Here is a 12396-nt window from a genome sequence, read left to right on the forward strand (position 1 = left end):
ACTTGGTAAATTTATCATTTCATTTGAGCGACACTTTGTCTTGCATCATTTTAATCGTAACCACGCATGGATAGTGAATTATTTTGTTAGCAGTTATTTTGACAAAAAAAAGGACAGCAACCAGACTGTCCTTTTTATTAGCGTTTTATAAAGTGATTACAATGAGCATTTAGCTAGCAGGCACATCAAAGTAGTCAAGATCAAAGTTCATCATCGGGTCACTACCAGCTTTGACCATCTGTGCATGAGCGTCAATACGTGGCAAGATACGGCCGACAAAGTAATCTGCAAGCTTGGCTTTATTGGTATAAAAATCGCCTTCTTTACCATCAGCTGCTTCTACCATCAATGCAAACATATATGAATAAGCGAGGTAGCCAAAGGCATGCATATAATCAACTGCACAGCCATTAACTTCGTTCTTGCGTTCACCAATATTGTTCAGCACCGTTGTGGTGAGTTCTTCAATCGTATCCGCCGCATCTAAAGTGGCTTGTTTGATACCATGATCCGCTTGCATGTTATTGACGAAATCACGAATCTCACCCAAGAAATGCGTGACATATTTGCCGTTATTTTTTGCCACTTTACGACCTAGTAAGTCAAGTGCCTGAATACCATTGGTACCTTCATAAATCTGAGCAATACGTGTATCACGAACAATTTGCTCCATACCCCATTCGCGGATATAGCCATGACCACCGAAGACTTGCTGGCAATCAACTGTTGCTTCTAGCGCTTTGTCAGTCAAGAATGCTTTAGCCACTGGTGTCAGTAGGGCAACACGAGCAGCGGCGGCTTTTGCTGATTCAGGATCGGTACTAAATTTTTCTTCGTCCAAGTTTTTGGCGACATACATCGCAAAGCAACGCGATGCTTCGGTATTGGCTTTGGCGTTCAATAGCATGCGACGGACATCTGCATGGTGGATGATGGCATCCGCAGGTTTTTCTGGGCTTTGTAATTGCGTATCGCTGCGGCCTTGACCACGGTCGTTGGCGTATAGAGCCGCGTTCTGATAAGCAAGCTCAGAACCACCAAGGCCTTGTAAGCCCATGGTGACACGCTCATAGTTCATCATGATGAACATTGATGATAGACCAGTGTTTTCCTCGCCAACCATCCAACCTTTGGCATTGTCAAAGTTCATGACACAAGTGGCAGACGCTTTGATACCCATTTTGTGCTCGATAGAGCCAACGGCTAATGTATTGCGCTCGCCCAAGCTACCATCTGCATTGACCAAGAATTTTGGTACAACAAACAGTGAGATGCCTTTTGAGCCTTCTGGAGCATTGGGTGTTTTTGCCAATACTAAATGAATAATATTGTCTGTAAGATCGTGCTCACCACCAGTGATAAAGATTTTGGTACCAGAGATATCATAGCTGCCATCATCGTTAGGCACGGCTTTGGTTTTGATGATACCCAAATCAGTGCCCGCATGTGGCTCTGTCAAGCACATGGTGCCAGACCATTCACCGCTGTACATTTTTTCTAAATAAGTTTGCTTTTGTTCTTCAGAGGCAGCGGCATTCAGACACAGCGTCGCACCGACGGTTAGGTTAGGGTATAGGGCAAACGATTGGTTGGCCGTAAAAACCATCTCTTCGGTGAGCATGGTAACCATTTTTGGGAAGCCTTGACCGCCGTATTCAGCGTTACCGCTTAAGCCAACCCAGCCTGATTCAGCATACTGTTTGTACGCGTCTTTAAAGCCTGTTGGTGTGGTGACAACGCCGTCACCCTGAAAGGTTGCGCCTTCTTCGTCGCCACTACGGTTGATAGGTAGTAGGATGTTTTTTGAAAGTTTTGCCATTTCTTCCAAAATCATATCAACCGTTTCCATGTCGACATGAGCTAAGTTTTCGTTATTTTGCCAAAATTGTGGCGCTTTAAATACATCATTTAACATAAAACGCATGTCATTAAGAGGGGCGTTATAAACAGCCATAAACATTCCTTTGGTTTAAATAGATAAAATTGGAGTTGTTAAGATTATCAACTGTTCTCTTGATGTAACCTTAGCGATTCATATTCAAAGTTTAACAAATAAGCTTGTGCGCGGGTGTATTTCTTCGTGAATTGTGCGTGCACCAAAAGTTAGCAGCTGCTATTGCAGTGATTAAAGGGATTTAAAAACTTGTAGCTATCTATAAAGGGATACTAATTAATATATAAATATACCCATAAAGCAAATCGGCAACACACCGAAGTATGTTGCCGATAAAAATACAGTATAAAGAGGTGTTTAAGGTTTAATTAAAAAGCAAACTGATCAACATCCATCGTCATGTATGGCTCAACACCTGTGTTGATACGCTGTGCATAAGTAGTCGTACGTGGTAGCAACTTAGCAAAGTAGAATTGAGCAGTTTTCACCTTGGCATCATAGAATGCTTTTTCACCGCTACCGTCTGCAATAGCTGTTTGAGAAACCAGTGCCATACGTGCCCATAAGTAAGCCAAGGTCACATAGCCACTAAAATACATGTAATCAACCGCCGCGCCGCCTACTGCTTGAGGATCCTGAGCGGCTTGCTCACCGATTTCTTTCGTCAGCTCACCCCATTGCTTAACGTGCTGCATCAGCGGTTCGATAAACTGAGTCATTTCTGCATTGTCTTTATTAGCCTGACAAAAATCTGCAATGACTGTAGTGAAGTTCGCGAGTAGTTTACCTTTTGATGCCAAGACTTTACGACCAATCAAATCGAGTGACTGGATTTGAGTCGTACCTTCATAAATACAAGAAATCGTCGTATCACGTACGTTTTGCTCTAAACCATATTCTGTACAGAAGCCGCTACCACCCATGACCTGAACGCCATGACCTGCTGCTTCTAGACCTGTTTCAGTTAAAAATGCTTTACCAATTGGCGTTAAGAAAGACAGCATCTGATTGGCGTATTCTTGCGCCTCGCCATCACCTTTAGCGACAATATCAGCAAACTGAGACATATATCCAATCAGCGCGCGTCCACCTTCAGCAAATGCTTTCATGGTCAATAACATATCACGGACCGCAGGGTGAACGATAATAGGATCTGCTGGTTTTTCAGGGGCTTTAGCGCCGTCCAAAGAGCGGAATGCCAAACGGTCATTTGCAAAGGCAAGGCCGCCTTGGAAAGCAAACTGAGCCGCGGTAACGCCTTGAATCGCAGTACCGATACGCGCCACATTCATGAAGGTAAACATCGCATTCAAGCCACGGTTTTCTTCACCAATCAAGTAACCCGTCGCGCCGTCATAGTTCATCACACAAGTAGCAGACGCTTTAATGCCCATTTTGTGCTCAATAGAACCACAAGATACCGCGTTACGCTCACCTAAGCTTTCATCATCGTTGACGTGAAATTTTGAGACCACAAATAAAGACAAGCCTTTAGTACCTTCTGGCGCATTTGGCAGACGAGCTAGAACGATATGAATAATGTTCTCAGACATGTCGTGCTCACCAGCTGAGATCCAAATCTTGCTACCTTTGATGTTGTAAGTACCATCATCGTTAGGTTCAGCTTTCGTACGTACTTGGTTTAAGTCTGAACCACACTGAGGCTCAGTCAAGCACATGACGCCAGTCCATTCGCCAGAGATTAACTTTGGCAAATATTTTTGCTTTTGCTCAGCAGTACCATGATGCTCCAGCGTCGCCATACAGCCTTCAGACAGACCAGGATACATGCCAAATGACCAGTTAGCCGTACCCATGAACTCAGAAATTGCTGAGTTCAACGACATTGGCATATTTTGCCCACCAAACTCTTCTTCCGCTGTTAATGAAGTAAAGCCAAGCTCACAATACTGCTTATAAGCTTCTTTAAAGCCCTTAGGTGTGGTTACTACGCCATTTTCGAAATGACAGCCTTCAGCATCGCCACTTTGATTCAATGGTGATAGCTCATTTTCAGCAAAGCTTGCGGCTGTTTCGAGGTAGCTATCTACAATGTCTGCTTCAATATGAGCATAATCACCAATATTTTGATAATGAGTAGTACTGTCTAGAAGCTCATGCATGACAAATTTCATATCACGAATAGGGGCTTTATATTGCATGGTATCCTGTCCTTTTTAGAATATAGTTAATTATAATCAATAGCGAGCATATGGTTGCACTATCCGGTAGTACCCAAATTTTGCTCACGTCAATCTGGTGAACCTATATGAATAAAAATAGGTAGTAACACAAATTAACCAAGTCATCGATTACACAAAATAGCAGTGAAAATAATGGTGATTGCCAGAGTTAGCCTGAGAAGCTATAAGCTCTAACAAATTCACTATAAAAGATAGGCTTTCATAGGCGATTATACAAGTTTGGTGACAGCACTGATAAGTCATGAACCTATCTTGCATCGGTTATACAATCGACGTTAGGCGTAGTTTGCATCGTTAATAACTCTATGAAAAAGCTAGCGATACAAGGCAGAGTCTATCCCTCGAATTATTGGATATAAAATAAAAGGCAATATCAATCAAACAAAGAAAAACCGCTTTTAGAGCAAATGCAATAACAAGCGGTCTTATGATATTTAGCAAACGTGAGTATTTGATAGCCACCCAATACATGAGTGTATCAAACCCAGCCATGATGGAAAGGCAAATATTAATACATCTATGATTGGGCAGTATACTGTTTGACCAGCATTTCAGTGGCAACATCAGCGGGCACAGGTTTGCCAAACCAATAGCCTTGTCCATTTTTGCAACCCATGTCCAGCAACACATCGCGCTGCTGTTCAGTCTCTATACCTTCTGCCACTACATGCATGTCTAGAGCATCTGCCAAGTCTAGAATGGCTTTTACAATGGCGTGCTGAGTACGGTCGGTATCAATTTTTGAGATAAAGCTCTTATCAATTTTAATAAAATCAAAGGGGTATTCTTGCAGGTAACTCAAGGATGCATAGCCCGTACCAAAATCATCTAAGGCAAGACAGACGCCCAATTCTTTGAGAGAGTTGAGTTGTTTTCTGACATCATCATGGCGCTGAATCAAAGAGGATTCGGTCACTTCGATATGCAACTGACACGCCGCAATATTGTGCTGTACCAATAGGCCGCTCACCATGTCAAAAAATTCAGGATGGCTAAATTCAGCAGCATCAGCATTGATACAGATATGCTGACAAAAACCTTGCTGTTGCCATTCGGATAACTGATTGGCAATCTTGTTAGCCATCTGTGAAAACAGCTCAAACGATAGCTTATGGGTCAAAATAGCATCGATAAAATGTTTTGGTTTTAGTAGACCGCGAGTGGGGTGTTGCCAGCGAACTAGCGCTTCAAATCCTGTGATAATCCCAGTATCCAATAAGAATTTTGGTTGATAATACGGTATGAACTGTCCTTCAGCCGATGCTGCTCGAAGATCAGCTTCTAACTGTAGACTACCTGAAGTGGTTTCCTCAATCGTTTTGTCATACCAACGGATATCATCGCCGCCGTGTTGTTTGACATACTGTAAGGCTTTTTCTGCTTTGGTCAGTAAGCCTGTTACCTGAGCATCGTTTTTAGGAAAGTAACTGACGCCAACAGAGACATGGCAATAGATATGAGCATCCGTTGCCGCGTTCTCATTCATAGTGAAGGGTATCTCGCACATTTGCATGAGCGTATCTAGCTGATGACGCACCATATTGCCATCTTTACATTCAAACAGTAACGCAAAATCATCACCACCAAAGTGAGAAAAGCAGCGTAAATTTTCTAGCTCTAGGGTTTTGACTCGCTCTACAAAGCTCTGTATCAATGAGTTAACGCCATCAGAACCCAACAAGCTTGCAAGGTTACGATAGCGGTCAATATTTAAACGTACAAGGACAACTTCTTGATAGGTATCTAATAAAATATCACTGGCCTGACTCAAAAATACTTTGCGATTAGGCAATCCAGTGAGCTGATCGTAGTTGAGTAAATGTGCGACCTGCTTTTGATCTTCAACAACCGACGACATGTCACGTACCATGCCAACATGATAAACAGCTTGCTCGACACAAATCTTACGATAAGTCATATGGCAATCGATAGTCTCTCCATAGCGATTGACCATTGAAATATCAAATTCGTAAAAACCATGCTCGATCAAGTTTTTCTTAATGGCCTTTAAGATAAGCTGCTCTTCTTCTGACAAAAATTCAGCCGCGTAAATACCGAGTGGACGACCGACCAAAAATGACTCTTTATAGCCAATCATAAGCTCATAGCTGGCATTGACAGATAGATAGCGTAAATTACTGTCTAATACAAAAACAGCATCTTCGATCTGCTCACACAGTTGGGCCATGAGTTGCTGTTTAATCGATACTGGAATGGGGTCAAAGTTGCTCATAATAATGTCTCACAAAAAATAAAGGCTTATAAAAAATAAGTACTGTGATTCAATTTACTAAATTAGAACTAAGATCACTTTTGATTCTACACAATATAAAACAAAAGTTCTATTTTAAAGTGTCTATAAATGATAGTAAATCTCATTACTGACACTCATTTTAACCATACAAAGCGAGTAAAGTAGTCAATGCAACCACGGGTGCTGTCTCTGTACGTAATACCCTACTGCCAATTTGCCAAGGCATAAAACCTACAGATTCTGCTTTTTGACACTCATCGTCACTGAGACCGCCTTCAGGACCAATTAATAGTTCAATATAGGGAGATTCTTGCTTGAGAACCGAGGCCAGTTTCTCTGGTTTAGCAGGTTGTCCTGCTGCAGGCACACTCATCTGCATACGTAGATCTGCAGCGCTGTGTAGCACCTTATAATAGGTGTCTTGGCTGAGTATAGAAACGATAGGGCTGACTATTGTTTTTGTACTCAAAGCATCAGACGCAGGCTGGTTCAGCCATTCATTGATAGATAGTGGGGCAAGTATCAGAGGTGGGCGATTAAGGCCGCATTGCTCGCAGGCTGCTATAGCGACTTGTTGCCAGTGAGCCAGTTTTTTGTCAACTTGGGCAGGTTTTAGATTGACCTCACCATGATGACTACTGAGTAACTGTATGGCAGTCACACCAAGCTCTGTTGCTTTTTGAATCGCGTAATCCATACGCTCGCCGCGGCTCATTACTAAGCCAATTTTGCTAATAACAGGCGCCGTGCGATCATCGTTTAGATGAGTGAGTAAGGTAGCGGTGGCTTTTTTCTTACTGATCGTTTGCAGCGCTACTTTATATTCACCACCAAATCCATCGAACAAGATACCTTGATCGCCGATATTGGCACGCAGCACTCGGCACCAATGATGGACGATGCTGTCTGGCAACTCAACGTGGCTCCCTAGAGGTAGGTCACCCAGCTTAGGTAAAGGCATAGCATCAGCATTGTCGTTATTAATGGCATAAAAAAAACGTCGCACGTGGTCTTATTCCTATTATTTGATTGGGAGCGTTTATTATCGGGTCCATAGAATATCACTTGAGCTATCTAAAGGCATGGCTTTTATGATAATTATTGTTCAGCGGAGTCACTTTATCTATAGATAATACTATCGCACAGTGAAGCAAAAATAAAAAAGTAATTAAGATGAAATGTATCTTATAAAATATAAAAGGTAATAGCCCAAAATTTTTCCAATAAAAAACTGGCACTCCTAAGAGAGCCAGTTGAAAATCAATCAATTAGATTTGTACTTAAATATCAATAACTAGGCAGTTAAGCCCAGTGCTTCAACCAAGCGTCTGTTTGGCTCGACTTTGTTCATGCTATAAAAATGCATGGCTGGCACACCCTCGCTAATCAAACGCTCACATAAGCGATAAACCACATCAAACCCAAACTCACGGATGGCTTTGTTATCGTCGCCGAAGTCAGCCAAGCGTTTACGTACATAGCGTGGAATATCAGCACCGCAGCTATCAGCAAAGCGTATCAGATTGCTAGAGTTGGTGATTGGCATAATACCAGCCACCAACGGCTGTGCGTTGGTATCGATACCGCGTTTCTCTAGTGTGTCACGCAAATACAGATAACTGTCTGCATTATAGAAAAACTGCGTAATCGATGCATTGGCACCAGCGCGGTACTTGTTCACCAAGTTGTCGACATCAAACTCAAAGCTACGCGCTTGTGGATGCATCTCAGGGTAGGCCGCCACTTCGATATGGAAGTGATCGCCTGAGTGCTCACGAATGAACTTGACCAAATCTACTGCAAATGGCAGCTCACCCATGCCAACCTGACCTGACGGTAAGTCGCCACGCAATGCGACAAGACGTTGGATGCCTAAGCTCTTATAAAACTCAAGCAACTCAGCGATTTCTGCTTTGTCATCACCGATACAAGACATATGCGGCGCAATTTCAGTATCTCCGCGCGCGCTTAGTGCTTGCACGATGTCTAAGGTACGGCTACGAGTTGAGCCACCCGCACCGTAGGTCACCGAAAAATACGCCGGTGACAACTTATTTAGCTCATCATAAGTACTGAGAAGCTTTTCGTGACCTTGCTCGGTTTTTGCAGGAAAGAACTCAAAGGAGAAAGCGGGCTTACTCACAGTCAGGCTCCTTTTAGTATTTATAAGCGTCAGGTTTGAATGGGCCTTCGACAGGCACACCCAAATATTCAGCTTGCTTTTCAGTTAGCTTAGTTAGCGTACCGTTAAAGCCTGCAACCATCGCAGCGGCCACTTCTTCGTCTAACTTCTTAGGCAATACTTTTACGTATAAGTTATCAAAGCGCTCATCAGTTGGCAAATCCGCAAACTTCTCTTCGAACAGGTACATTTGAGCCAATACTTGGTTGGCAAATGAGCCGTCCATAACACGTGATGGGTGACCAGTCGCGTTGCCTAAGTTCACCAAACGACCTTCAGCAAGCAAAATCAAATAATCGTTTTCATCGTCTGAGCGGAAGATTTGATGAACTTGTGGCTTGATCTCAACCCAGCGCCAGTTATCACGCATAAACTGTGTGTCGATTTCAGTATCAAAGTGACCGATGTTACATACAACAGCACCAGGCTTAAGGGCTGCTAGCATATGACGGTCACAGACGTGATAGTTACCAGTCGTGGTGACGATCATGTCAGTGTCTTCAAGTAAGCGTTTGTTGATGCTGTCTGCGCCGCCAGTGTTGTCACCGTCGATGTATGGTGATAAGACTTCAAAACCGTCCATACATGCCTGCATGGCACAGATAGGGTCAACTTCTGAAACACGTACGATCATGCCTTCTTGGCGTAGGCTTTGCGTGGAGCCTTTACCTACATCACCGTAACCGATAACTAAGGCACGACGACCAGCAAGGAACATGTCGGTAGCACGTTTGATAGCGTCATTTAAGCTATGACGGCAACCGTATTTGTTGTCGTTTTTAGATTTGGTCACGGCATCGTTGACGTTGATGGCGGGTACTTTTAGCGTGCCTTTATTCAACATCTCAACCAAACGGTGTACACCAGTGGTGGTCTCTTCTGAGATACCATGGATATTGTCAAGAAGCTCAGCATATTCATCATGAATCAGAGCGGTCAAATCACCACCATCATCCAAGATTAAGTTGGCATCCCACAGCTGGCCTGACGCTTCGCCGCCAACATGTACTTGCTGACGTAGACACCATTCGTACTCTTCTTCTGTTTCGCCTTTCCAAGCATATACAGAGATACCAGCAGCAGCAATCGCCGCAGCAGCATGATCTTGAGTTGAGAAGATGTTACATGAGGTCCAGCGTACTTCAGCACCAAGCGCGACTAGTGTCTCGATAAGTACGGCAGTCTGAATAGTCATGTGGATACAGCCGGCGATTTTCGCGCCTTTAAGCGGCTGGTCTGCTTCGTAGCGACGACGCAAGCCCATTAGAGCAGGCATTTCAGCTTCGGCAAGAGTGATTTCACGGCGGCCGTAATCAGCAAGGCTGATATCAGCGACTTTATAGTCAGTGAAAGAGGGATCGATCGTATGGGCAGATGGTGTAGTAGACACTGCGTCCATAATATGCTCCTATCAGTGGTTAACGAATGATAAAAAGAATAAAAACGCAGGTGCCGTTGTTTGCGCTGCGAGCGACCAAAATGATGGACACTGAGCAGTTAACCGAGCCTAACATAACTAACGAGTAGTAAGCGTTTGAATACAAACACGACTACCAATACTTATGGCGCAACACCTCTCGGAGGTCGTTATTGTAATAGATGAGTGATTAATTGTCACCTATTGACTGAGATAAATAGCTGACGGCTTAGACAAATAAAACTTTAAACAGGAATCTATAGCCATAAAAAAGGTCATCGATTGATGACCTTTTTTGTTTTAATGTTTTTTGATATTACTCAGCCAAAATTAGTACCAGTTATAGGTTAGAGAGGTGAAATAACTTGTACCTTCTGTGGCGTACTCATTACCGAATTGGCTGGCAAGGGTATAATCTTCATCAGTAATATTATCTACACGCAAGTTAGCACGTAGATTAGGTGTGATATAGGCGCTTCCGCTTAAGTTAAGCAGCGTATAGCTATCAAGTTCATTGTTTTCAGTTGTAAGTCTATCATCGCTATATTTTGCCTCGAGGCGCATATCGAACGTAGGCTGCTGATATCCGATATAAACTAAACCACTATTTTTAGGGCGGTAAGGAAGTTGTTGATCAAAGTTGGCATTAGTTCTAGTTTTGTTCTTCGCGTCTAAGTAGTCATATCCTAGACCAAATATAAAGTCATTCATATTCCAATCTGAGGTTAAACTCAAGCCTTTTATTTTTGCTTCACTAATGTTCGTACCGCTTGCAATAAGGTCTTCTGCATCCGTGTGATAGCCTGTCAATCGTGAAGTTTGCATATCATTAGCGTATTCAACGAATACTTCAGTATTTTCACTTCTTTCAGGTTTTAGGTTTGGATTGTTATCACCTGGGTAGTATAGGTCGTTAAAGGTTGGTGCGCGAAAGCCCGTGGCATAATTTGCACCGATGCGCATACCAGCTAGCGGGCGTATGGCTGCTCCTAAGTTGTACGTGCTCTCATTACCATATTGCGAGTTGTCATCTACACGATAGTTGGCTTGTAAATCATAATAAGTATCTGCTAATTGATAACCTACAAAAGCGCTCTTAACATCTCTGTCGTCAGGGTCATAAGCGGTTGCAGTAAAATCAGAAAAATCAGCATTAAATACTTTGACGTTTGAGGCATCTAGTTTTTGTGATAACCATTCTGCACCCACAATGACGGTACCAGGTTGCGCGTTGATACTAGTCTCTAAGCGTGCCTGCTCTTGAGTGGTATCAAACTGGCTACCATTGTCATAACTGATAGAGTTGTTATCGTGAGAGGTTGATTTATCAATACTTTGACCGTAGCTCAGTCTAGTAAGAGTTAATGGGGTTTTATATTGCAAATAGGCGTTAGCGCTACCATTTTTTTGATCAGAGTAAGCGTAAGGAATGACTTTTCCGGCTGAATCAAACTCAGTCGTAGAGTCTGAATATAAGCCGCTAATCCCTGCACTTAATGCATTTGTGAACTTATGCTGCAGTGCCAAACTGACATTGGTAGATTCAAAACCATCATCATCAGCGTTGTAATCAAAAGAATTACGATTAGTAATAGCGTTAAAACCATCAGTTTCGTTGCGACTGACACCTAAGCTCAATGATGAAGTGTCATTTTTAAGTTGACCTGTCACGCCGACTTGGTAGTGATTATTACTACCGTAACCAACGGTAGTGGAAACATTAGATTGTTCTACGCTATTGCCCTTAGTGAAAATTTGAATGACACCGCCCATCGCATCTGAGCCATAAAGACTAGATCCTGAAGCGCCGTATAAAATTTCAATGCGATCAATTTGATCTGCTGACAATAAATTCAGCGATGGGCTACCTAAAGATACCGAGCTGTAGCGAATACCATCGATAAGCACCAATACCTGCTTACTGTCGTAACCACGCATATAAAAGTTGCTATTAGTTCCCATGCCACCACTTTGCGTAATGTTGATACCAGGTTGATTTTTTAATACATCAGTGACTGTTTGACCTTGATAACGTTGCAGCTCTTCGCTATCAATGACGCGAGTTTGTGCAATCACATTACTGGTTTTGGTAGGCGTACGCGTCGCTGTCACGACAATTTTGTCAAGCTCAACTTGTGGCATCTCGCTATCGTTAGTATTGGTTGCCTCAAGGGGCGCCGCCATTGCTGTGTTGACTGCAAATAAACCAAGTGCGCTTAAGATACTTAGGCGAAGATAGGTACGTGAAGATGAACGTGATAAAGACATGGTCGGTTCCAAAGTAATCAAATTAAAAAATGCAGACATAAGAAATAACTATTAAGACGTAAAAGGTGTCAAAAGTTACAAAAAACAGTATATAAGCAAAACTGCGCTCATTATCTACAAAAGTTCCGCCTTTATAAACCACTTTAACCTAATGTTTCTTCACGGTAGGATGAATAT

General features: G+C 42.8%; 7 protein-coding genes. All 7 read right to left on the reverse strand.

From position 1 onward, the window contains the following. Nucleotides 1-169: 169 nt before the first annotated feature. The 7 genes from QO189_RS06600 to QO189_RS06630 all read right to left on the reverse strand — a co-directional run bounded on the left by QO189_RS06600 (nucleotide 170) and on the right by QO189_RS06630 (nucleotide 12219). Nucleotides 170-1954: an acyl-CoA dehydrogenase C-terminal domain-containing protein gene (locus QO189_RS06600; protein WP_201598710.1), complete on the reverse strand. Its 1785-nt coding sequence runs from the start codon at nucleotides 1952-1954 to the stop codon at nucleotides 170-172. A 308-nt stretch (nucleotides 1955-2262) separates the two neighbouring features. Continuing rightward, complete coding sequence (locus tag QO189_RS06605; protein ID WP_371532064.1) at nucleotides 2263-4056, reverse strand: acyl-CoA dehydrogenase C-terminal domain-containing protein; 1794 nt, start codon at nucleotides 4054-4056, stop codon at nucleotides 2263-2265. 559 nt (nucleotides 4057-4615) lie between these two features. Then, complete coding sequence (locus QO189_RS06610) at nucleotides 4616-6331, reverse strand: EAL domain-containing protein (protein WP_371532065.1); 1716 nt, start codon at nucleotides 6329-6331, stop codon at nucleotides 4616-4618. A 160-nt stretch (nucleotides 6332-6491) separates the two neighbouring features. Then, complete coding sequence (locus QO189_RS06615; protein ID WP_371532066.1) at nucleotides 6492-7358, reverse strand: 16S rRNA (uracil(1498)-N(3))-methyltransferase; 867 nt, start codon at nucleotides 7356-7358, stop codon at nucleotides 6492-6494. 288 nt (nucleotides 7359-7646) lie between these two features. Next, on the reverse strand, nucleotides 7647-8495 hold the full coding sequence (metF, locus tag QO189_RS06620; protein WP_371532067.1) for a methylenetetrahydrofolate reductase [NAD(P)H]: 849 nt from the start codon (nucleotides 8493-8495) through the stop codon (nucleotides 7647-7649). A gap of 13 nt (nucleotides 8496-8508) precedes the next feature. After that, a complete protein-coding gene (ahcY, locus tag QO189_RS06625) occupies nucleotides 8509-9933 on the reverse strand; it encodes an adenosylhomocysteinase (protein WP_371532068.1) in 1425 nt (474 codons plus the stop codon). A 348-nt stretch (nucleotides 9934-10281) separates the two neighbouring features. Further along, entirely contained in the window at nucleotides 10282-12219 is a 1938-nt protein-coding gene (locus QO189_RS06630) for a TonB-dependent receptor domain-containing protein (RefSeq protein WP_371532069.1), read from the reverse strand. Nucleotides 12220-12396: the final 177 nt, after the last annotated feature.

Source organism: Psychrobacter sp. Arc29, from assembly GCF_041431175.1.
Classification (GTDB): domain Bacteria; phylum Pseudomonadota; class Gammaproteobacteria; order Pseudomonadales; family Moraxellaceae; genus Psychrobacter.

Coding starts and splice junctions, on each gene's coding strand:
- QO189_RS06605 (WP_371532064.1), bottom strand. CDS start 4,056: ATGCAATATAAAGCCCCTATTCGTGATATGAAATTTGTCATGCATGAG.
- QO189_RS06630 (WP_371532069.1), bottom strand. CDS start 12,219: ATGTCTTTATCACGTTCATCTTCACGTACCTATCTTCGCCTAAGTATC.
- QO189_RS06610 (WP_371532065.1), bottom strand. CDS start 6,331: ATGAGCAACTTTGACCCCATTCCAGTATCGATTAAACAGCAACTCATG.
- ahcY (WP_371532068.1), bottom strand. CDS start 9,933: ATGGACGCAGTGTCTACTACACCATCTGCCCATACGATCGATCCCTCT.
- QO189_RS06600 (WP_201598710.1), bottom strand. CDS start 1,954: ATGGCTGTTTATAACGCCCCTCTTAATGACATGCGTTTTATGTTAAAT.